This window comes from Winogradskyella echinorum (genome assembly GCF_014297365.1).
In the GTDB taxonomy this organism is placed as follows: domain Bacteria; phylum Bacteroidota; class Bacteroidia; order Flavobacteriales; family Flavobacteriaceae; genus Winogradskyella; species Winogradskyella echinorum.
Map to the genome: position 1 here is coordinate 57,674 of NZ_JACOQD010000001.1, position 24,611 is coordinate 82,284.

Sequence of the window (24,611 nt, forward strand, 5' to 3'; positions counted from 1 at the left end):
TTTTATTTAAAAATTAACATTTAAACCTAAAGTAAAGCTTCTTACAATTGGACTAGCACCAACTTGAACACCATAAGTTGTTGGACCTGCATAACCAGTATTTGTAGTCTCTACACCTTCAGGATTATATGAAGTGTAATCATCTCCCATAATGTATAACAAATTAGTCGCAGCTGCATATATTCTTGCTGAGCTAATACCAACTTTACTTATCCATTCTGGTCTAAGTGTGTAACCTAAAGTTAAATTTCTTAAAGCGATATATGATGCATCTTGAATACCAGAATCTGTTTGTCTTCTGTTACCAATATAATGTTCACCATTATGATCAGCTATACCATCATCGTTAGCATCGAAGCTATCGACCAATCTACCAGACCATTGAGATTCGTAATAAAGCGGGTCTATATTATACACCTCAGCTCCATGAGATCCTTGAAATTGAAATGATAAGTCAAAATCTTTGTAATTCATTGAACTACTGAATCCCCAATAAAAATCTGGAGTTGCTTGTCCGATTTTCACATAATCATCACTATTAATTACACCATCATTATTCTGGTCAACCACATAAGATTCACCACTAGTATTATTTGGGTGCCTTGTTGGATCTTCTAAATATAACATCTCAACTTCACCAATAGTTTCTAATCCCCACATTTCACCTAGTTCACCACCTACATAATTTCTAAAAACAGGGCCTCTACCACTCTGACCATATTGTACTTGTGGTAATTCAGCTAAACCATTTAAACTTGTTATTTCTGTTTCTACAGTTGATAAATTGGCATTTACACTCCAACTAAAATCTTCTGTTTGAATTAAACCAGCAGAGAGCTCTAATTCTAATCCAGAACTTGTCATATCACCTCCATTAATAATTCGAGAATTTTGACCAGTTGATGTGTAAGACTGTGAAATTCCAAATAACATATCTTCAATATCAGACGTATAATAATCTACACTAAATCTGAAGCGATTATTTTTAAATCCTAAATCCAAACCAAAATTAGTTTCTGTATTTGTTTGCCAAGTTAAATCTGGGTTATCTATATTGGCAGAAGATAAAAATCCTGTACCAAATATGGTTGCACCTGGATTTAAAAGACTAAGTGAGTCATACGATCCTAAGAACGAAGCTGTACCTAAAGATCCTGAACTAACTCTAAGTTTTAAAAGACTTACAAGTTCAGAATTCCAGAATTCTTCGTTATGCGCATTCCAACCTAAAGAGAATGCAGGAAAAGTTGCAAATTTATTGTTAGCACCAAAACGAGAATCACCATCTCTTCTTACAGAGAATGACGCTAAATAACGATCATCATACGCATATTGCACTCTACCAAAAACACTATTTCTTGTTCTTGTCTCGTCTCTCTCAGTTACAGTAATATCTGCAGCTTCTAATAAATTATAATTAATAATATCACTAAAAGGAACATTTGTACCTCTTAAAGCAGTTCCTTGCAAATATGTATTTTGAAATTCATAACCTATAACAGCCGAAATATCATGCTTCCCTATAACTTTAGAATAATCTAATGTTGTAATACTTAACATACTTGACCTTTTTAAATCTGTTTGATCTAAATCCGTCTGGTCAGTACGTGCTCTTGAGTCTGCAGCTAATCCTTGATAATAATAATTTTGAGTATCATTCATATCCGCACCAAGAATAGTTTTTGCGTTTAATCCATCTAAAATTTCGTACTGTAAATAAGTTGAAACGTTAGCAAAATAAGTTCTCTCCCATTGGTCTGCATTATCCAATTTTTGTGCAGGTCCAGCATCACCAGATCCACCAATACCATTGTTGGCTCTACCATAATGCCAGTCATCAACTCTATTACCAGGAACTAAATCATAAATACTACTTGGTCCAACACCTCCTCTATATCCATTATCAAATGCAGCTAGACCTAAATTCTGAGCTTCAACATCTAAAGACTGAACAAAAGCAATTGACGCAGCAGTATGATAAACAGGATGAACACCATAAGATCTTAATAAATCCCTCATATCATGAGCTAAGATGTCTCTTTTAGATGTAAAACCATTAAAACTTATACCAGCTGTTAATCTTTCACCCAAATTAGCGTCAACATTTAAACGCGCATTAACTCTTTCGAAGCCTTGTGTTATTGCAACACCTTCAGCATTTTGATATCCTACTGAACCAAAATAGTTAACATTTTCAGAACCACCACTAACACTAAAATCATGATTAGAAGTAGTACCTGTTCTAAACAACCAATCTTCCGGACTAATTGCACCAGGTGAATTTTCATAAGCCCTTAATCTATATTCTACAAATGCAGGATCAATTTGAGAAAGATCCCAATTACCTGCAGCAATTTCTTGTCTTGAAAAAGCAGCCCATTCTGGACCAGACTTTAAAATATTATCGCGGTATTTTTTTGAAGAACTAATATATGTATTATAGCTAAATTTAGCTTTACCAGATTTTCCTTTTTTAGTAGTTACTAAGATAACACCATTTGCACCTAATGTACCGTAAATAGCTGCAGAGGCTGCATCTTTTAATACTTCCAAACTCTCAATATCATTTGGGTTTACGGTCGCTAAATTTCCAGAAATTGGATAGCCATCTACTACAATTAAAGGACCAGAGTCACCAGAAATAGATGAAGCTGCTCTTACTTGTATCTTTAAATCTGCACCAGGTTCACCACTTTGGTTTTGAACTAATACACCAGATAATTTACCTGCTAATGCCTCATCAACACGCGTTGCTTGTACAGCAGCGACATCTTTACCTTTTAATTGCGCAATTGCTCCTGTACTGTGTGATTTTTTACGTGTACCATAACCTACAATTACAACTTCTTCTAGAGCATTGTCTTCGGCTAATACTACATCTAAATTTTGCTGACTATCAATAACAATCGTTTTAGTTACATAGCCTACATAAGAAACCTGCAATACATCACCTTTTTTAACTTCGATTTGAAATTTACCATCGAAATCTGTTGAGGTTCCATTTGTAGTACCAACAACTAAAATATTTGCACCTGGAATGGGCATAGTGTCAGCAGATTTCACCGTACCATTTATGGTATAGCTCTCTTGAGCAAAAATCATTACACTAAAAAGAAGTGCAACAATTGTAGTGAGTTTAACTTTTAGATTCATAATTCATTGTTTAGATTAAATTTGTTAGTTATATATAATTAATTGAATACTTATATAATTGTAGGTTCTGTTAAAAACATTAAAAAAGGGGCCGTTTTAGAATGTTTATTTTCTGGTTTACCAAATTGGTTTACCAGATTGGAAAACCAAATATATATAAAATTTTGTTAATTCCAACGTTTTCGTAAATTTTATGTGTTAAAATGGTATACAATTATGTTAAAACAGTAAAGAATAAAAAAACCTCCGTTTCTTCAACGGAGGTTTTTTTTATTTAATAATAATGTTAAACTTTTAAATTTTACACATAATTAGTCTAACGTTTTATTTAGGATTCTTTGTCACCAAAATAAGACACACCATCACCACTTAAAAAATCTTCTCTTACAGGACTAAATGTATCAATAAGTTCTCCTTCTTCTAAACAAACCGCACTATGCAACAAATTAGGCTCTATATACACACCATCTCCTGCTTCTACGATTTGTTTTACACCATCAATTTCGAACTCGAACTTACCTGACACACAAAAAGTTGCCTGTGTATGAAAATGTTGATGTGGAGATCCTAACGCACCTTTTTCAAATTTCACTCGTACCATCATAATTTGGTTATCATAACCTAAGAATTTTCTTGATACACCTCCACCAAGTTCTTCCCATTCCATGTCCTTTGTAATAATGTATTTTTCACTAAATCTTTTCATAAGTATTATTGTTTTGTTTTATTTAAAATAATAAGAACCTGACCACTCATAATTCTTATCGTTAATTTTTAAAGTATGTTTTGCTTCTGCTGAAGCATTTATGTTTGCTGTTATAAACAGTTTTGTATTACCTTTTATATTTGTTATTTGTATTGCTGTATATGCTTCGGTATCTAAAACCATCTTAATTTCTTTTATACTACTGTTAGAATTTTTTGCAGACTCCGTTACTGGACTATAACTTCCGTGGGTTTCAATCAAAGAAACAAATGTTTTGTTTTTTTCATTTTTTGTTCTAAGTAATAAAGCTGGATCGCGACGTAAATTAAATTCTGGATCATTGGCACCAATTCTCGTAAACAATATCTCATCCTTATTATTCGTAATCGTTGTAAGTGTATAAAATTTATTATTACTGAACCATGAAAACTTTGTATTTTCATCTAATTCATTTCCTATACCTTCTAAGTACAAATGTTGATAACCGTTTTTTGCGCCTAATGGTTGTAATATTTTTGGTGAATTGTAATCAAAATTTGTTTGTAAAACTTGACCAAAATAATAAAAAGGAAAGTCGTATTGATTTGCTTCATTTGAAGTCACCTTCATAATATCTAGCATGTATGGTTTTTCAAAATCTTCGTCTTTTATAATTGCCATAGTACGCAATAACTCTGTTCCTGGATAGGCGTTACTTTCTTTTGCACTTGCGACTTGCACATTTGGATTATCTGATGAAAAATAATTTAAAACTGAATGATGCTGACTTCCTATTTCATACTTACCATTAAAATGAGATGTTTCATTTTGTGTTACTGTATTATGTGCTATAGTTTGTTTTGCCCAAGTTTTATTTTCCTTTAGGTAATTACCTCCTCCTTTTTGCTCGATATTAACATAGCGAGATAAACCGTAATCCTGAAGAATTTCTTCACCATCTTCATATAAAGAATAAGATAACTTATCGTAATGTCCATGACTAGAACCTTGTGCTGCGTATTTAAAAACTAGTTCAATAGCTTCGTTTCTTAAAATAGCAACACCTCCTTGGGTTCCGTTTGGTCCATCTGAGAGATTAATAGATTTTTTAGTAAATGGTTCTACTTTTCCATTTTTAATTCCTAATGCTACAGCCAAACCAGAATCATCTAATAGCACACGATCTTGTTCTTTAGCTATACTTAACAAACCTGGATCTTGGTCACCAAAATGATATGATATATCTACTGCTGTAACTAAAGCATTGTTGTAATACGACATACCTTTTTGACCATCATTAAGTGGAAAAAAATCACCATCTGCATCCGATAGATTTAATAAGGCATTTATTGATTTCATTAATACGCCTTCTTTATATTCGAATATTTTTAACTCAGGCTTTACGTTATGTAACCCTTCTGCAAAAATTAAAAACGGATACATGGCGTAGCGTTGGTAGTATGGCCCTTCATTGTAATAACCATCTGGTGAAAAAGGCTCTTCAATATTGGCTAAAAAACCAGCTTTTCCGTCTTTATTTAAAAAGCCACCATCATCATCCTTTTTTGTGGCATCTAATTTTAAGTCTTTAATTCCGTACAAAGCACGATCAATCAATTCTTGGTCATCCATTACCAAACCAATCATACCTACAGCTGTATTTCCCCATGTACTATGATTATGCACACGCTGATAAAACTGCGGACTATCTATTGAGATGTGATCTGCAAATGGTTTGAATAAATTAGTTTCTAATTTATTACGTTCTTCTTCTGACAGGTAGTTATAAATGCAATCGTACGCCTGACTAACATAAACTAACCAATTAGAATCGTTTAAACATTGCCAGAATAATTTACCTCTTGCATACGATCTAGTTTTTGGATGCAATGGCAATGTCTTATACAATGCTTCATATTGCATCAGCATATCTTTTACATATTTAGCATATTTTTCGTCATCTAAAATTTGATACAACAAACCTGCTTGCTGTAATACAAACCAATTTCGCTTGTGCCTAACATGTGTATAACCACCAGAATAATCTTTGGGAATAGGCACTTCTATACCTGCTTCAATTTCGGCATCAATTTCTGCTTTAACAACTTCTAAGGTTTGATCAAAAATTGGAATGCTACCTAATTGTGCTCTAATATCTTTTACGCCTTGAGCTGTTAAAATAAGCTTCGGATGCTCTTGAGACACATCGGTTTGAGCCTTATTTTCTGAATAAGTTGTGTTTTCTTTTTTACAAGAATAAAATGCAAAAACAATTGCTATAATTACTAATTTGAAAGGTATTTTAAGTTTTATTCTCATAATTTGTGTCATCAATTTAATTTGAAATTACAATCATTTTAGAAATAGCTTGATTTGAATTTGATAGGTTAACAATGTAAGCACCACCGAATAATGCCGATGTATCAATAATGAATTCATTGGAAGAAGAATTTACAATTTTTTCAATAACCTTTCTACCATCTAAACTAAATACTTTAATTACATCAATTGTCTGATTATTCAGATTTTTAATATACAATTTATCTTTTGCAGGCATTGGATAAAATGATATGCTATTTTCTAAATCAAGTTCATTTACCGATAACACTTGATTACCAAAAAATTCTATTTCTGTAATATTGTTCCAGGCACTTACTCTTGACGTACCAGCTGAGTTAAATCTTCCAAAGCCCATTAATTTTACATAACGCGCGTTAGTTGTTATTTCATATTGGTCAAAACCTTCATCAGTTCCTGTAGTTGTTGTGATTAATAGGTCATCGGAAGATGCTGGCAATAGCAATGTAAAATCTAAAGGATCGGTTCCGGTAGTTGATACCCATATTTGTAAACCGTATGGATCATCTTTATCGTCGGTTGCAATTTGTATTAAATCAAGGTCATATTCATTACCTAAATCGAAAATAACATACTCACCATCACCTTTATAATCATCTGGCAGAATAGCACCATCTTGTGCTGTCCAATGCGAATCACTAACCTTATCTAACGTATTTGTGGCGTAATTAAACCTATTGTTTTCTGGCTCTACTTGTTGTTGAGAAAAAGAATGTACTGAAACTGGGCCACCTCCTGGTACGTCATTTATAAGATCGTACAAATCTGTTAAATCAGCACCATCTTGTATAACATTTAAAGTTCTTACAATATCGTCACCTCCTGGATCTTGGCTAAATGTTACAGTACCTGCCCTGCTATTTGTATCTGTATTTTCGGTAACAGAAACGGACACTACAGCATCACCAGTACCAGCACTAATATCAATAGATATCCATGCATCATTAGAAACGGCTGTCCAACTCACATTAGCATTCACAGATACATCATTACTACCAGCATCTGAAGTAAAATTTGGCAAGTTACCAACAGTTAAAGATTCGGGCACTTCAATAGTACAATCGCCATCGATAATACTAGCACCTAAATTATCCACAAAACAAGCACCTATTCCGTAACCAACCATATCATCTGTTATTGGTTCATATGTTCCCATATTTGCACCTTTCCCTGAAGAGCCAGATCCAGAAAATGTAAATATTTCCCCATCTGCGGTCGCTGTAATTCCATTCTCTTCAGAAAAACCTGCATTAGTTTCACCTAAAGTTGTTCCTGTATAAACATTATCTATATAAGTTAATGACGTACCAAGATCAGCATAAGAGGTAGGAGTATCACCTGAAATGACATCAGACAAATTTGGGTCTCCTGCTGCAAAATAAATTAAGTTATTTGAAACTGTACCTGTTGGATCAGTTGTTCCTTTATCTGCATTATAAAATAAAGGCGCATTAGTATTTATAATTGTATTATTAGAAAGGTTAAGATTTTCGGTAAATTGATAACCGTTTGATGTATTTGTAGACATGCAAGTAACAGCATGACTTGCACTTCCTCCTAAAAATGTAATACCATTGTTCCATTTTGCTTGACTATTTACAGTTATACAATCTTGAATGTAATTATTAGTAATTATATGGTTACTGTCTGAAATTCTAATACCACCTGTACCTTCTACATCTTCACCTAAAAAGTAATTACCATCTACCGTCGCATCAGAACCATGACGCAACACCAAAGATCCTCTACACCTTCTAAATGTATTATTAATAAATTCATTGCCTTTACTTTTATTGGTTATGATTTCATTTTCACCATCTGCCTCAACAAAATAATTATTACTTACTACAACATCACTACTTACATTCTGAGTATCACTAGAACCTATACGAATAGTTTCGCTGTCCCCAGAATTACTTAAGGTATTGTCTATTTTTTCGTAATTAAAGAAATAATTATTACTGATGTTATGGCCAACTATAGCACAAGGATCATTTTGAGAATTATAATAATATTCCGCTAAAACTAAAGCACCTGCACTCGCTTTATTCATAAAAGAACAATTAATTACGGTGTTATAAGTTCCGTAAAGAACTATCCATCTATGTTTTGTAATTGAATTATTAGCTATATCATCAGCCACATCGTCTGGATGTATTGCTAAACCATCAATAACACAATTTTGAATGGTACTATAATTGGCATAATCTGTCCCATTTCTAAATTGAATAAAATTACTAGCACCATAACCACCTTGCCAATGGAAGCCATCAACAATAACATAGTCACCACCAATATTCATTTGTAAGCCACCAGTAAATTTTACTCCACCAGGTGTTTCAGCTCTAAAAATAATTGGATCTGAAGGTGTACCGTTGCCAATAAAATCAATGCGCTCATCGGTATTATATACACCATTTGCTAAAATAATCTCATCTCCGGCAACATATGTATTATCTTCTAATTGCTCAGGATCCGTAATATTATAGGTTGTTTGCCCAATAACTGATATTGAAAATACTAACATTAAATAAAAAGTAATTTTCTTCATAATTAACATATTTTAAATTGGTTTACCAGATTGGTTTACCAAATATAAGGATATTTTTTTGAAATTTTAGATGAATTTATTTATTGAATTAGTATTTAGATTAATGAACAATAAACGGTATACACCTAAATTCCAATTACATACAAACAAGCTATTAATTACATATTATAAACACCACCATTTATGTCGAGGGTTGCTCCAGTAATAAAACCATCATATTCTGAAGCTAAATATAAAACTGCTCTTGCTACATCGTCAGCATTTCCTGCGCGATTAATAGGTATCCCTTCAATAGTTTTGGCAGCAGATTCTTTTGTGGTATGTGTGTTATGGAATGACGTTCCTAAAATTAAACCAGGCGCAACCGCATTAACGCGAATACCCTTTGGTCCAAGCTCTGTAGAAAGTGCACGTGTATAGGTTAGTATAGCTCCTTTACTTGTAGCATACACTAATGAACCTGGATGACCTCCTTTTCGTCCTGCAAGTGATGCCAAATTAACAATACTACTGTTTTCGTTTTTTGCTAAATGAGGTGCAGCAGCTCGAGTTACAAATTGCAAAGATGTCATATTTATATCCATAACTTTATGCCAGAAGTCAGCTTCCAATTCATCCAACATTTTACGAGCCACTAATGAACCTGCATTATTGATAAGTATATCTAAGCTCCCTAAGGTTTCAACAGTTTTTTTAACCAAGGTATTAGCATCCGATTCTTTTGTTAAATCACCACTTATAGCAACCGCTTTTTGCCCTTTGCCTATTGCATAATCAACCAATGTATTAGCAGTATCTGCACTAGAAAAATAGTGAATGGCAACATTAGCACCACTATCTATAAAATGTTTGGTAATTGCTTCACCAATACCTTGTGCACCAGCTGTGATAAGTACATTTTTTCCTGCTATCTTATTATTCATCATAATCTATTTTTTATTTTACTTTATCATTTTTGCTGAAATACCCTTCGTTAGATACCGCATTGTCACTTACTGAAATGCTTCCAGTTTTAAACCAAACTTCAACATAATTTCCGTCGGCATATTGTTTTTGAACATCGCCACCATGCGTTTCAGCTCCAGAACACCAATTTCTATTCACTTCAGGTGATTTACCATTAGTTTGATTGTAGGCACCAAGTTTAAAAAAACAGCCTTCACCTGCATAAGCTTCTTTTCGCTCCACACCATCTTGACCAATAGGCACAAATAACTTTTGCGTTTGCTCTGGTATGTCTGCTTTTGTTGTGTATTCTGATTCAATTAAATTTTTAGTAAACGTTTTGGTTTCATGACCTTCACTTGTAAACTTCAATGTCATAACACCATCCTTAACTACCACTTCATAACTAAATTCTTCACCTAAAGCAATCCCATCTTTTGGTTCTTCTGGATAGGTGTTTTCTGTGTCACCAACTACTGAAAAATCATGTCCCCAAACTGCTGAAGAAAAATCCCAGCGTCCAGAATTATCATCACCAGCTGTATTGATTTCATAATGCCAAAACACAGAACCTTTGGTATGACCTGGAAACTTTTTGTAGAAAATTTTTAAAGGTTCGTTTTCATGTTTATCTGCACTATGAATTTGCCCTACAACAACCGCATGTGAAGCCGCAACTCTTGCATCTCCAGTAGCAGATACATTCATAACTTTTAAGGTTGCTGTTAATTTATCATCTGCTGTTTTAGGATACCATTTTTTGGTTTGTGCTAATTCGGTTCTTGTATTATTTGAGGTGCCATGTGTATTTCCTCCATTAGGTGTTTTAAAAACCACCCAATTATTTTCACCGTCGTTAGTAGTATAAAAGTAATCCTTGTTTTCAAAGTTATTGGCAATTCCAACATTTGATCCATCACCTAAGATTAATTTCCAATGATCAAAAAACGGAATGACATCACTGGCATATACTGTTTTTTCAGTCGCTTTTTCTTCAGTTGTTTCCTCTAATTTTTCAGCTGAATTCTTACAGCTATGCAGTGTAAAAATGGCGCATAAAATACAAAGTGCTATTGTGCTTATTTTTTTATTCATGGTGGTATTATTTAATTTTATGTTTTAATTTTTTAGAAATATTCTGTTAGTGCAACTATCCCGTTATATGAAATGACTAATGAAAAGAACAGTGCTGCAAAAAGTCCGATGTTAACACCTAACCCTGTTTTATAGTTTTTCATTATTTTTTTACTGTTTACCATTAAAATGATTCCCAATACAACGGCTGGTAATACAAATACATTAAACACTTGAGAAAGAATTTGAACTTCAATAGGGTTGGCACCAAAAGCTGGACCAATTAAAGCCACCAAACAAGCGATAAAGGTTATAATTCTGAATTGTTTTGAATTGGTATCTAATTCACCAGATTGGTAATCGGCAATTAATAAAGGGGCTATTAATAAACACGGAAAAATAGAAGATAAACCTGCACTTAAAGCTCCAAAAAAGAAAATAGTAACCGCCCATTTTCCAGCTACTGGCTCTAAAGTATTTGCCATATCTAGTACTTGACTCACCTCCTTACCTTGATAATATAAAGCACCTGCAGCGACTGCCATAATGACGCCACTAATTATAAATATTAAAATCGTAGCTGTAATAGAATCCTTTTTTTGTTGATCTAAGTTTTTAATCGTCCACCCTTTTCCTTTTACAAATAAGGGTCTAGATAAAAAAGTTGCTGAAGCCATTGTCGTACCAACAAAAGCAGCTACTAGCATTTTACCACCAGGAACATCTGGAATGGTTGGTATTAATCCTTTTACAACATCCATTGGAAGTGGTTGCACAAAACATAATGAGAGTATAAATGAGAATCCCATCAAGGTAACAAAAATGACCAATATTTTTTCAAAAAACGTGTACTTTCCAACGAGCATTAACAGGTAGAATGTAATGATGATGATAATGGCTGTTATTAAAACGGTTTGATATTTATAATCTGCCAAACCATCAAAGTTTACATTTAAGATTTCATAAATGATATTTGAGGAAATCCCAAGAATTCCCATTAAGGAATTCCATTGCCCAAAGGTGATACCTATAATGATTAATATGGCTAAAGCTTTACCATATTTTAAATGCTTTTTAAATCCGTAGAGTGCTGTTTCACCTGTTATCAATCCGTAGTTTCCATAAGCAAACATAAGTACACCAGAGAAGATACAACTTAATAAAAGCACCCAAAGCAGTTGCATATTGAACTTGCTTCCTGCAACAATCATAGACGTCACACTACCTGTACCTATGGTATAACCTATGGCAAAAATACCAGGACCAAACCCTAATACTATGGCAATAATTTTTTTAAGTAACGATGTCTTCGGTGTTGTTGTTTCCATAATATTAGTTTGTTTTATTCCAAATGGTGTGATGACTTTTCACGCCATCATCATCATTTCTTTTGTATGTATGCGCTCCAAAATAATCACGTTGCGCCTGTATGATATTTGCAGAGGAATCTACTGTAGTAATCCCGTTAAAAAACTGAATTGATTCTCCCAAACATGATGCTGTAATATCATTAAGCACACATTGCGACACTACCTTTTTAACAGATGGTTTGTAGTGTTTTATTGATGCTATTAATTGCGAGTTGGTTAATATATTCGTTGTCTCTTTGAAGACTTCAACTAGTGCTTCCATTAATGTTGATCTTATGATGCAACCGTTTGTCCAGATTCTAGCAATTTCACTTAAATTTAAGTTCCATGAGAATTTATTTGAAGCTTCAGCAATGAGTTTAAACCCTTGGTAATGATTGATAATTCTTGCAAACTGATAGGCTTCTAAAATTTCGGTTGAAGACAGCTGTAAATCTGAAACAGTGCCGCCTTTAAAATTAGAATTTAACTGAATACGTTCCTCTTTATAAAAAGAGGTGTATCTGGCAAATAAAGCCGCAGCAATCAATGTACTTGGCACACCCAATTCTGCCGAGGCGATAGTTGTCCAGTTTCCAGTGCCTTTATTTCCTGCTTTATCCAGTATTTTTTTTACCAGCCAATCATCGCCTTCTTTTGTTCTTAAAATATCAATAGTTATTTCTAATAAATAGCTATTTGCCGTATTTTTCCAAGTTTCTAAAATGTTAGCAATCTCATCTAAGTTATGACCTGTAGCTTCCAAAATAGTAATAACTTCAGCCAGTAATTGCATTTCAACATACTCGACACCATTGTGTACCATTTTAATAAAATGACCACTACCTTCTGGTCCAACATAAGTACAACAGGGTAAGTTATTTTGGTCTTTTGCTGAAATTTTTTCTAAAAAAGGTTTTACGTTATTATAAGCTTCCAGATCTCCACTTGGCATTATAGATGGTCCTTTTAGAGCACCTTCTTCACCACCAGACACACCTGTGCCTATAAAATGAATGCCTTTAGATTTTAAATACTCGAAGCGTTCTTTTGTTTTTTTATAATTTGAATTTCCACCATCAATTAGAATATCATCTTTAGACAAATGAGGCAGCAAATCTTCAATAACATAATCTATTGTTTTACCTGCATTTACCATGAGCATGATTTTTCTTGGTGTTTCTAATGCGTTTACAAATGCTGAAATATCATCAAAAGCAACAGCTTCAGATAATTCGGGATGCTCAGCTTTAAAGTTTTTGGCAACATCAACTTCAACACCATCAACATGTCTGTTAAACATTGCTATTTTAAAACCGTTGTTAGCTAAGTTTCGGCATAGGCTTTTTCCCATGACTCCTAAACCAAATAATCCAAATTCTGAAGTATTCATAAATCCGTTTTTATCTTTTTTATAATCTGTTCAGGTGTTAAGCTGATATCAATCTTTAATGCATTTTTAGGTTCTTCTAAAGCATCAAATTGAGATTGCAATAAATCTGATGGCATAAAGTGATCTGGTCTCTTATTTACTCTATTGTAAATCTGATTAAAAGAGCCTGATAAATACACCCATTTAATTTCTTGATTAATATCTACACTTAGTGTCTCTCTATACTTTTCCTTTAACGCAGAGCAAACTATAACACAACTATTTTTAGCTATTTGCTTTTTTGTTAGCTTGTTTAAGGCCTCTAACCAACCTTGTCGGTCATCATCATTTAAAGGTTGACCGTTAGACATTTTTTTAATATTAGCTTTTGGATGAAAGTCATCTCCATCAAAAAAAGGAATATCTAATTCTTTGGCTAGCATTTCTCCAATTGTGCTTTTTCCACAACCTGAAACTCCCATTATAAATATGGCTTTGTTCAATGCTTTATTTGTTAGGTTCAGTAGATTCTCCTACAGTTGCTTTTTTAAACCAAACCTCAGCATAGCTTCCGTTTTCGTACTGCTTTGCGATATCGCCACCATAGATTTCAGACTTAGTAGATTTTCCGTTAGCCTGATTATAAGCACCTTGTTTGAAATAATTAATCTCACCAGCATAAGCAATTTCTCGTTCTATACCTGGCGTTCTTCTAGAAGCATACACATCAATAATCTGTTGTGGAATTGCTTCTTGTGTAGAAAAATCGGATTTGATTAAACTTTTAGTAAAGGTTTTTGTGTCGTGACCTTCGCTTGTAAACGTTAAATACATAATACCCTTGTGCACGTTAACTTCGTAACTAAACTCTTCACCTAAAGCTATGCCGTCTTTTGGCTCTTCAGGATTAGTGGTTTCATCTGGTCCTTTAACCGAAAAATCATAACCCCAAACTGCGGTAGAATAATCCCAACGTCCAGAATTATCACCTTCAGTATTGATTTCATAATTCCAAAACACAGACCCTTTCGTATGGCCTGGGAATTTTTTATAGAAGATTTTAAGAGGTTCGTTTTCATGACCTTCGTCACTATGAATTTGTCCAACGACCACAGAAAATGATGACGAAACATTAGCATGCCCTGTCGTGGATACATGCTGAACCTTAAGTGTTCCTGTTAGCTTTCCACCCTCTTCTGGAATCCAATGTTTTTTTTCACCTAACTCAGTTCTTGTATTACTAGAAGTTTTGGAAGTAATACCAGAGTTAGGTGTTTTATAGACAACCCAATCTGTTTGACCGTCGTTTTCTACATAAAAGAAATCATCTTTTTGATAGTTGACTAAGCTGTCTACATAAGTCCCATCACCCAAAAGAATTTTCCATTTGTCCATAAACGGAATGACATCACTTGGATATTTTACAGTTGTTTCATTTTTAACTTCAGCACCAGCATCCATTTTTTTTGCTTCATTTTTACATGAAAAAAGTGTTGAAATTGTGATTATTATAATTAGAGATTTTTTCATTTTATACGTTTTATTGTAGTTCATGAGATTCCTGATTCACAGGAACCGGTTAATACATCAGCGTCATTACTAAGTTTTCTTCTGTTTTAATTTCTCCAGAATTGATGATTGTATTATTAGACTCTACATTATTTTTTGCTCCCCAAAGAATTGAGACAAATTGCACCTTATTGTTTTTGAATGTATTGTTGTTGATATTTACATTTACAATTCCATTATGGTTAAATAGTCTTTTATTTTTCTCTTTTTCACCACAATTTGTAAAAGTGCTGTTAGTTATTAAAAGATTTCCTCCAATAGTAGACTCATCATAACCACCTCGATAATAATCTACCACGTTTTGTTTAACGTTATTGAAATTACAATTATCTATGGTGAGATATTCAGTATTATAATCGCCTCTGTCGTTAGTTTCTTCGGATAATTCAATCCCATTTTCACAATCTGCGATAGAAGTGTTTTTGAATGTGATTTCTTCTGAAAAGGCTTGTTTATAAACCCTTAGAACATAATTAAAATTGCTGATTTCGCATTCAGAAACATTAAGTCCAAAGTGATTAGACATATTCTTTTTTAAACTCGCAAAGGCATAATTGGAATTATTTCCTTCAAGAATTACTTGTTTAAGTGTTAATTTACCATAAGGACTTAACTGAAATAGTGGTGTATTTTCTTTACCTGAAAAAATTATCTGTGCTTTACCATCTCCTGAACTTTTAATTGTAATTGATTTATCAATAATTAAAGATTCATCAATAGTAAAAACACCAAAGCTTAAGTCGATTATATCACCACTTTCGGCTTCCTGAAGTTTGGCGACTAATTCTGAAGCATTTGAAACTGTATGCGTAATAGGTTCTTTAGCTTCAACTTCATTTGAATACCAATCTGCACCATATTTTGATTTATCTAAGAGATTTAAGTTGATGTTTTCTACATTTAAAATCGCTCCAATTTGATTGGATTTGCTTCTTGAATTCCCTAATAAATCTTCAGTAATCGTTTCAAAGTCAAAACCATTATACTCTTCAACATCATCAAAACCAGAAGTTGGAACCGAAAGATCAGTACCAATATCTGTTAACGTTAATTCTTTAGAAATTAAACCATAACTGTTTTTAATTTCTACACCATTGTTATCAATAATATTACTGGCAAAGGTGACACCATCAGCTTTATCATGCTCTATTATTGGGTTTGGATCACCTTTAGAATTATAAATAACATTATTTACAACTTCAGTTCTTAAAGGTCTTGCTGAGCGGATTTCAGATGGTGGTAATACATCAGCTTGCGAAATATTTGTACCAACACCAAATTGCCATGGCGAATCGGAATCCACAAATGTATTGTACGCCACAACAACATCAGTAACCTGATTGTATCTGTTTAAAGGCGATTTTGGAATCCCGTTCATAATTGCAATCGGACTTCTAAAATTCTTGCCTTTTATTTTGTAAAATAAGTTATTCGTCACCCAGTGACCAGTATTGATAATTCTGATTCCACCATATTGATCGTTTTCACCATCACCAATAAAATAATTACCATCTACAGCAACATAGTTGCCATGTCTTGTAACTACTGAACCTTCGCTTTTATAAAACACATTGTTTTTAATGATATTGAAATTGGTTTTACTTGAAATGATTTCAACCTCACCATTACATTCTTCAAATAAATTATTTGCAATTAATGTATTACTCGGACTCATAGATGTAAAGCTACTTCCTAACTGAATAGTTTCTCCTCTTGCACCACCTTTTCGTGGTCGTGGACCAAAGTGGTTATTTATAATTTTGTGATAGTTTCTTATGCTTTGATTACCTTTTAAATCTACTCTAACGGTTGGTCCGCCATTGGTTTTACCAGCAATGTAACAGTTACTTAATTCGTTATGTTTTCCGTAAAGTTGTACCCAAAGATTGTCTTGGTCGCGCTCTAAATTATTAAAATCTAAAATCACACAATTAGTCACTTTCGAATGGTTAGCGACATCCTTTTCATTGGTTCTAAATGCTATGACATTAGCTTTTGGTGAATGTCCGTTTCTAAAAAATAAACCATTAACTTCTAAGTAATTCCCGCTTATTTCAAGACTTGATTCTCCTTCAATAAATACTTTTCCTGGTGTTTCTGCTTTTAAGGTAATAGGTTCACCATCCTTTCCTTCTCCTGTAAACTTAATCTCAGCATCTTTATATGTTCCGTTTGCTAAAACAATTTGATCTCCTGGTTTTGCATTATTAATAGCAGTGTTTAATTCTTCTAAAGTGGACACCTTAGTTAGATTACCATTTAAATCCGTTTTGCAGGAAGAAATTATTAAAAATAGACAGAGATAAAATAAATTCTTTTTCATAGAAAGGTCGTTGATGTTAGAGTTAATTGTTTTATAATTATGAAAATACATAAAAAGCCTTTTAAAACTAAAAGGCTTTTTAAGATAAACTAAACTTAGACTACTCAATAATTATTTTTTTAGTTATCGTATTTCCATTGGCATTAACTTTTATAAAATAAACACCATTATTTAAACTTGAAACATCTAATCGGTTGTTAGTTATCTCATTTTGAGAAATAACTTTTTTTCCTAAGATGTCGTGTACCTGAACAGAAGAAATTTGAACATTAGATTCAATTGTTATATAATCTTTTGCCGGATTAGGATAAATTTTGAAATCATTTATTTCTAAACTTTCTGTAGATAATGTCGCTGCTGTTGGATTTAAAGCTCCATATACAGTATTAATACCAGCCCAATCTTCAAAAGCTGCTGGAAGCGTATCGGAATCTAATTCCCAATTTGGTGAATCTCCACTTGTATCTCCAATTGCCCAATCGTTAATTGTGTAACCAGTACTCGCACCTTGTCTAATTATAATATGTGCATCTGTGTTGAACGGAAAATCTATTAAAGTAGCACCTGCTGTTACAGATTGGCTTGCGCCAATTGTGCTGTTTTCTTGCGCAAAAACTATTTGAGCATAAGCTCTTTCAATTCCGCCACTTTCTAAATCATCATCCATAAATGCCACTGAGTCATATAAAGTCCAAGATGTATGATCTCCAGTAGCATCAATATTTCCATCTAAGTCTGCATCTATAACAGCACCATCTGGATCAGTAGCAGAAATTAACATAAAAGAACCTGTAGCATCGGCAAAGTTGCCATCATAACCAATATCTGGCGTTTGAGTAGATGTATTACTATTGCTACCACCTGTTACGTCATTACCTGTTAATTCTATTACTAATACGTTAGCATCAGCATGCATTAGTGATTCGTAAGGATTTGTTGTAACAACTGCCGTGTTTTCGTCCGTATAATTGCAAACGATAGCAAAAATGCCATTTGCACCAAATGTTCTTGTGCCGTCACCAATATTCATTGCATCTGTTACTTTTCCGTAATTACCTGCATTAGGATCTCCTTCTACAACAACCAACCACAAATCATTTGGAATTACAGCATTGGCTGTACCTCTAATTTCTATTAACTCATTTGTTAAATCGGGTCCATTAGGACTTATTATCACTTTATTAAAATATATACCTGATCCTGTTGGAATATTACTAAACGATTGGGAAAACCCAAAGGCAGAAACTAATAATAAAGTAAAAAGTAATTTTGTTTTCATAATGATTGTTTTTTAGTTAGTGATTTATATATATAAGTTATAGTCTTTTACATAAGAAAATACTTCTGCATTGTTAATAGATAGAGTCATATTAACATTGTCAGAATTATCAAAATCATTAGAATTAACGCTAGGCTCACTTTTTGTATTACTATTAAAAAATGTAATTATAATCAACGGAAATAATACAGAGTGAATTCTCACGATAAAATTGGTTTACCAGATTGGTTTACCAAATATATAAATATTTATCTAATATGCAAATTTTAGTCACTATAAAACTCACTGACAAGAAATTATATTAATAAAATAATGCTGTATTAATTGCAGTATATTTAAATATTAAAGCCTATTTAATGTTTATTGACATAATTACTTCATTTTTATACTTCACGGCTTTTTCTTAACTTTAAAATAAAAACGAGACTTATGAGAAAGCTACTTTTATTATTAATGGTTTTTAATACTGTAATAAGTTGCGATAAAACTGATGATCCTGATGTAAATATATCTGCTATTGATGCATTATTGGGAGAGTGGACCTTACAAAGCAGAATTCTAAATGATGTAAATTCTTTACAAATTAATACTGAACAATTAATTATTACTGATGATAATAGCCTTAATAACTATAAAGGTAAATATCAGCTTATGTCAGATGAGAATAGTAACGGGAATTTTGCATTGAATAATAGAAACGCCACCATTACTTTTACGTCTAGTACTGATGAAACAAGAACACATCGCTATTTTTTAAACCCTCTTAACATTCAGCTTTTTATTGAACAAGATAATGGCGATGTTATTACTGAAAATTGGGTTAGAGTTGTAGAATAGACATAAAATAGAATAATTATATCTTAATTTATTGCATAAAAAAATCCTGATGACATCATCAGGATTTTTTGGCTTCATATGTTTAAGTTTCACTTTTATCTTTGACAATAATTGCAGATAAAATTTAATCAATATAACCCATTTCGCGCATCCAATCATCATTAAACATTTTACCAACATAACGACTACCATGATCGTGAAATAACACAACCACTACATCATCTGGCTTAAAATGTTCTTTTAATTGCAACACTCCTTTAATAGCTGCACCTGCAGAATTTCCTAAAAACATACCTTCATCTTTAGCTAATTTTTGAGTATAAACTGCTGCATCTTTATCGGTTACCTTAGTAAATCCATCAATGATACTAAAATCTACATTTTCTGGTAAAATATCTTCACCGATACCTTCTGTAACGTACGGGTAAATTTCATTTTCATCAAATACACCTGTTTCATGGTATTTTTTAAATACAGAACCATAAGTATCTATTCCCCAAACTTTAACATTTGGGTTCTGCTCTTTTAAATATTTACCAACACCTGAAACAGTACCTCCTGTACCAACACCTACTACAAAATGAGTGACTTTACCATCTGTTTGTTTCCAGATTTCTGGGCCAGTACTTTGGTAATGCGCTTTTGCGTTACTTGGGTTATCATATTGGTTAACATACCAAGAGTTAGGTGTTTCTTCTCCTAATCGCTTAGATACAGAATAATAGCTTCTTGGATCTGTTGGCTCAACATCTGTTGGGCAAACTACAACCTCAGCTCCAACGGCTCTTAAGATGTCCATTTTCTCTTTCGATTGCTTATCGCTTATAACAAAAATACATTTATAACCTTTAACAATAGCAGCCAATGCTAATCCCATTCCTGTATTACCAGAGGTTCCCTCAATAATTGTTCCTCCTGGTTTTAATCGTCCATCTGCTTCGGCATCTTCGATCATTTGTAAAGCCATACGGTCTTTTACTGAATTCCCTGGATTAAAAGTTTCGTATTTAGCGAGTACTAAACATGGTAAATCTTCCACTAGTTTATTCATTTTTACCAATGGTGTATTCCCTATTGTACCTAATATATTTTCTGCGTAGTCCATAGTATAATTTTGCGATGCAAATTTAAGTATAAAGTAATTAGTAGAAAGTTAAATATTGGTTATGTTTTTTTAATCAAAGCGAATTGCCTTAACTGGAGAAATTTTAGAAATAATAATTGAAGGAATTAGTAACATCAATAAACAGGCTACAAATGTACCTATATTCAATAATACAATATAATCCCAACTGATATAAACAGGAGCTTCACTTACATAATATGTATCTGGATTAAGAGGAAATAGTTTGAAATACTTCTGGGCAAATAATAAACCTAAACCAATAATATTTCCCCAAAGTAAACCTAGACCAACTAAATAGGAAGCATTGTAAAGGAAAACTTTTCTTATTGTCCAATTAGAACTACCCAAAGCTTTAAGAATTCCAATCATGCTTGTACGTTCTAAAATCAGTACTAACAATGCTGTAATCATATTAATACCTGCAACGATAATCATAATAGCAATAATGCCATAAGTATTGTTATCAAAAATCTTTATCCACTCAAAAACTGTATAAAACTTTTGTGTAATAGGTGTTGCGTTTAATAATGAAGGTATTTCTTTATAGACCTCATTTTGTTTTTCATCAAGCGCTTTAAAGTCTTCAATAAATACTTCAAAATTACCTATTTGGTCATCCTCCCATTTATTAAGCCGTTGAATATGTCTAATATCTGCAATGCAGAATTTTTCATCTAATTCTTGAAAACCCGAATTGTAAATCCCTACAATTTCATAATTGATAATATTCGGTAATTTATCTAATTGCTCACCAAATAAAGTCTGAAATTTATCACCTACTTTAAATCCTAACCTGTTTGCTAAATGTTTAGAGATTAAAATCTCTTCATTTCGCTTTCCTTTAAAGTTTGGTAAACGGCCATCAATTAAAAACTCTTGAAAATACTCCCAATTATAATCAGCTCCCACTCCTTTTATAACAACTCCTTCAAAATCGGTTTCAGTCCTTATAACGGCAAACTTTTTTGCCACTCCTTGTACAAATTTTATACCTTCAATAGTTTTAAAATTTGGGTAAAACTCTTGGTTTATAGAGATAGGTACTTGCGACTCGTCTGAGGCGTTAGTATCGTAATTGGTGATTTCTATATGCCCATTAAAGGCTACAACCTTGTCTCTAATTTTTTGTTGCAAACCAAAGCCTGTAGCAATGGCAATAAGCATTACAATAATACCAATAGCAATTGCAGCAATACCAATTTTAATAATTGGTGCCGAAACACTACTTTTATACGTTTTATTGCCAATTATACGTTTAGCTATAAACAACTCAAAATTCAAACCGATATATGTGTTTTAAGGTTTTCAAAAATACAGTTTTATTATTAGTCTTGGTAGTCCTTTCTTGTGGTTCTAAAACTAAGAATGATATGTCTTCAAATAATGAGATTCTGAAACAAGTTCAGAATGACACCACAATTCAAGAAGACAAAAAAATTATTGTTGGAGCTAATAGAACGGAAGAGTATTTACCACTTCTTAAAGGAAAACGTATTGGTGTAGTGGCTAATCAGACTTCAGTTATTTTTAAAGAGGGCGAAGAGAATATATCTTATACCCATTTAATTGATTCTTTATTATCACTCAAAATAAACATTAAAAAAGTGTTTGCCCCAGAACACGGGTTTAGAGGCACTGCAGATGCTGGTGAGTTGGTAAAAGATGGTAAAGACACCAATACAGGATTAGCTATTTATTCACTTCATGGTAAACACAAAAAACCCACAGACGCACTACTAAAAGACATTGACATCATGGTTTTTGATATACAAGATGTTGGTGTTCGTTTCTACACTTATATTTCTACATTACATTATGTTATGGAAGCTTGTGCAGAACAAAATATTCCACTTATAATTTTAGACCGACCGAATCCTAATGGTAATTATATTGATGGTCCTATTTTAGAAAAGGAACATAGCAGCTTTTTAGGCATGCATCCTATTCCTTTAGTTCATGGTATGACTTTAGGCGAATACGCAAAAATGATTAATGGTGAATCTTGGCTTGCCAATGGTGTAACCTGCGATATTACAATTATAGAAATAGAGAATTATACACATGATTCATCTTATAGTTTACCACTTAGACCATCACCTAATTTACCAAACGATCAGTCGATAATTTTATACCCTAGTTTAGGTTTGTTTGAAGGCACAGATATTAATGCTGGTAGAGGTACTGAGTTTCAGTTTCAGCGTTATGGTTCACCGTTTTTAGATAAGAACCACTATCAGTTTAGTTATACTCCTATCGCTAATTTCGGCGCAAAATATCCTAAACACCAAAATGAAATTTGTTATGGTGTAGATTTATCTAAAGTGAAAGCCGAAAGGCATTTTACTTTAAAATATATTATGGATGCGTACAACCATGCTACTGATAAATCTAAAGTTTTTAATACCCATAATTTTACAGCACATGCTGGCACTGAAAAATTACAAAAACAAATAGAAGCTGGTTTAAGTGAAACTGAAATTAAAGCGAGTTGGCAAGATGGTTTAAACGCTTATAAAAAAACACGAAGCAAGTATTTAATTTACAATTAGTTATTCGTTGTTTGCATGCACTACCCTTACAGGCTCAACAGCAACAATATCTTCAGCAATAACTTCCTCTGGAGTTTCTTTAGGAATATCCTTTAAAATTCTAACCACGAAAACGATTCGCATTGGTGACTGTATAGCTACAAATACATGTTTTCCTTTAGACAATTTATTTAAAGGAAGCCTATAATATGTAGTATCTACTAGAAAATCTAGCTCTCTTCCGTATTCTTTATTTATAGAATATAAGTAGTTAATCTTCTTGTCACTTTTAAGAATAAGTGTGTCTTTAGTTTTATTTAAATAATGTAATAAACCTTTAGCTTGTATATTTCTATTTTTTTCAAGTTTTGCATATCCCTCTTGTGCTTGAAGTGTAAAGCTTAATAAAAATACGAGGATTAGAACGAGACAGATACGGATTAAATTTTTCAATGCATGTAGAAACTTAAGTTAAACTCTATTACTTTAACTCAACATTAATTAATCAATCCGTAGTAAACATAATTGGTTTTAATTCAAAATTTGCAGAACATCTACCAACTGCAAAAATATTAGAGGAATGGTATTTTTTGTTAACAAGTCTGTTAATAACTCTATTTTTTAAGGATTTCAATCAGTGTATTTGGGTAGTCTGTTATAATACCATCTACTTGCCACGATATCAGTCGTTTCATGTCTTCTTCCTTATTTACAGTCCATGGAATAATTTGAAAACCTTTAACTCGATGCGCATTAATTGCTTCTTCAGTTAATAATTTAAAATAAGGACTTATAATATCTGGTTTATAAGACATCTTATTCATTTTTGTTAAGATATTCTCATTCTCATCAACCAAAAGAGCAACTACCATAGTTGGAGATTGCTTTTTTATTTCCTCTAAAATTTCAATATCAAAAGATTGTAAATTAACACGATTAAACATTCCATGTTTTTCTATTTCATCTAAAACTATCTTAACATAAGCATTTGGCTGTGGTGTATAAACACCATAATATGCTAGTTCAGATTTAACTTCAATATTAAATTTAACATTAGAATTATTAAATTTTACTAGTTCAAAAACTTCAGCTAAAAGTGGTTTGTAGGTTTTAAACTTTTCTTGCTTTGGATAGGTTGGATGAAATTTAGTACCGCAATCAAAGGCTTTTATTTCCTCATAAGTCATCTCATAAAGGTTATATGTCATTTTTAACGAATCTGGGATTTCTTCACCTTTTGGATTAAGACAAATTGTAGGATTCATATAAGGCTCGTGAGAAACCACAACCTTATTATCTTTTGTAATTGCTATATCTAATTCTAAGGTGTTTACTCCTAAATCTATAGCTTTTTGAAACGCTAGTAGAGAATTTTCTGGAAGTAACCCTCGACAACCTCTATGACCTTGTATGTCTATTTGTTTTTTTGAATTACAGCTCATAAACAGAGTAATTAAAATAA

Annotated in this window: 19 protein-coding genes; 2 read left to right on the forward strand and 17 right to left on the reverse strand. The window is 32.7% G+C overall.

The annotated features are described in order from the left end of the window. Positions 1-6: 6 nt before the first annotated feature. From H8K90_RS00225 to H8K90_RS00280, 13 genes are all read right to left on the reverse strand, one after another. The gene (locus H8K90_RS00225; RefSeq protein ID WP_186843938.1) at positions 7-3,153 is read right to left on the reverse strand and encodes a SusC/RagA family TonB-linked outer membrane protein; all 3,147 of its coding nucleotides are present in this window, start codon (positions 3,151-3,153) and stop codon (positions 7-9) included. A 328-nt stretch (positions 3,154-3,481) separates the two neighbouring features. Further along, a complete protein-coding gene (locus H8K90_RS00230) occupies positions 3,482-3,859 on the reverse strand; it encodes a cupin domain-containing protein (RefSeq protein ID WP_186843939.1) in 378 nt (125 codons plus the stop codon). An 18-nt stretch (positions 3,860-3,877) separates the two neighbouring features. Next, on the reverse strand, positions 3,878-6,157 hold the full coding sequence (locus tag H8K90_RS00235; RefSeq protein ID WP_186843940.1) for an alginate lyase family protein: 2,280 nt from the start codon (positions 6,155-6,157) through the stop codon (positions 3,878-3,880). 16 nt (positions 6,158-6,173) lie between these two features. Next, entirely contained in the window at positions 6,174-8,747 is a 2,574-nt protein-coding gene (locus tag H8K90_RS00240; protein ID WP_186843941.1) for a chondroitinase-B domain-containing protein, read from the reverse strand. Between the two features lie 158 nt (positions 8,748-8,905). Next, positions 8,906-9,673, reverse strand: a complete 768-nt coding sequence (locus tag H8K90_RS00245; protein WP_186843942.1) for an SDR family NAD(P)-dependent oxidoreductase — start codon at positions 9,671-9,673, stop codon at positions 8,906-8,908. A 10-nt stretch (positions 9,674-9,683) separates the two neighbouring features. Continuing rightward, entirely contained in the window at positions 9,684-10,787 is a 1,104-nt protein-coding gene (locus H8K90_RS00250) for a polysaccharide lyase family 7 protein (protein WP_186843943.1), read from the reverse strand. 32 nt (positions 10,788-10,819) lie between these two features. After that, complete coding sequence (locus H8K90_RS00255; protein WP_186843944.1) at positions 10,820-12,094, reverse strand: Nramp family divalent metal transporter; 1,275 nt, start codon at positions 12,092-12,094, stop codon at positions 10,820-10,822. A gap of 4 nt (positions 12,095-12,098) precedes the next feature. After that, complete coding sequence (gene gndA, locus H8K90_RS00260) at positions 12,099-13,508, reverse strand: NADP-dependent phosphogluconate dehydrogenase (protein ID WP_246457446.1); 1,410 nt, start codon at positions 13,506-13,508, stop codon at positions 12,099-12,101. Further along, the gene (locus H8K90_RS16925; protein ID WP_246457450.1) at positions 13,505-13,990 is read right to left on the reverse strand and encodes a gluconokinase; all 486 of its coding nucleotides are present in this window, start codon (positions 13,988-13,990) and stop codon (positions 13,505-13,507) included. The genes gndA and H8K90_RS16925 overlap by 4 nt, the downstream gene beginning before the upstream one ends. Before the next feature lie 4 nt (positions 13,991-13,994). Then, positions 13,995-15,017 (reverse strand): polysaccharide lyase family 7 protein, encoded by a 1,023-nt coding sequence (locus tag H8K90_RS00265; RefSeq protein ID WP_186843945.1) that lies wholly within the window; start codon positions 15,015-15,017, stop codon positions 13,995-13,997. A 49-nt stretch (positions 15,018-15,066) separates the two neighbouring features. Next, entirely contained in the window at positions 15,067-17,379 is a 2,313-nt protein-coding gene (locus tag H8K90_RS00270; RefSeq protein ID WP_186843946.1) for a chondroitinase-B domain-containing protein, read from the reverse strand. Positions 17,380-17,479: 100 nt separating this feature from the next. After that, entirely contained in the window at positions 17,480-18,658 is a 1,179-nt protein-coding gene (locus H8K90_RS00275) for a T9SS type A sorting domain-containing protein (RefSeq protein WP_246457455.1), read from the reverse strand. A gap of 24 nt (positions 18,659-18,682) precedes the next feature. Next, entirely contained in the window at positions 18,683-18,862 is a 180-nt protein-coding gene (locus H8K90_RS00280) for a hypothetical protein (protein ID WP_186843947.1), read from the reverse strand. A 225-nt stretch (positions 18,863-19,087) separates the two neighbouring features. Between H8K90_RS00280 and H8K90_RS00285 the strand changes: the two genes are divergently transcribed. Next, positions 19,088-19,495, forward strand: a complete 408-nt coding sequence (locus H8K90_RS00285; protein ID WP_186843948.1) for a hypothetical protein — start codon at positions 19,088-19,090, stop codon at positions 19,493-19,495. 124 nt (positions 19,496-19,619) lie between these two features. Here H8K90_RS00285 and H8K90_RS00290 read toward each other — a convergent pair whose 3' ends face one another. Together H8K90_RS00290 and H8K90_RS00295 are read right to left on the reverse strand one after the other, a co-directional pair. Beyond that, entirely contained in the window at positions 19,620-20,600 is a 981-nt protein-coding gene (locus tag H8K90_RS00290; protein WP_186843949.1) for a PLP-dependent cysteine synthase family protein, read from the reverse strand. A gap of 69 nt (positions 20,601-20,669) precedes the next feature. Continuing rightward, complete coding sequence (locus tag H8K90_RS00295; RefSeq protein ID WP_186843950.1) at positions 20,670-21,902, reverse strand: ABC transporter permease; 1,233 nt, start codon at positions 21,900-21,902, stop codon at positions 20,670-20,672. Between the two features lie 8 nt (positions 21,903-21,910). Between H8K90_RS00295 and H8K90_RS00300 the strand changes: the two genes are divergently transcribed. After that, entirely contained in the window at positions 21,911-23,170 is a 1,260-nt protein-coding gene (locus H8K90_RS00300; protein ID WP_186843951.1) for an exo-beta-N-acetylmuramidase NamZ family protein, read from the forward strand. Here H8K90_RS00300 and H8K90_RS00305 read toward each other — a convergent pair whose 3' ends face one another. Continuing rightward, positions 23,171-23,602, reverse strand: a complete 432-nt coding sequence (locus H8K90_RS00305) for a hypothetical protein (protein ID WP_186843952.1) — start codon at positions 23,600-23,602, stop codon at positions 23,171-23,173. It abuts the gene before it with no gap. A gap of 161 nt (positions 23,603-23,763) precedes the next feature. Beyond that, complete coding sequence (locus H8K90_RS00310; RefSeq protein WP_186843953.1) at positions 23,764-24,591, reverse strand: glycerophosphodiester phosphodiesterase family protein; 828 nt, start codon at positions 24,589-24,591, stop codon at positions 23,764-23,766. Positions 24,592-24,611: the final 20 nt, after the last annotated feature.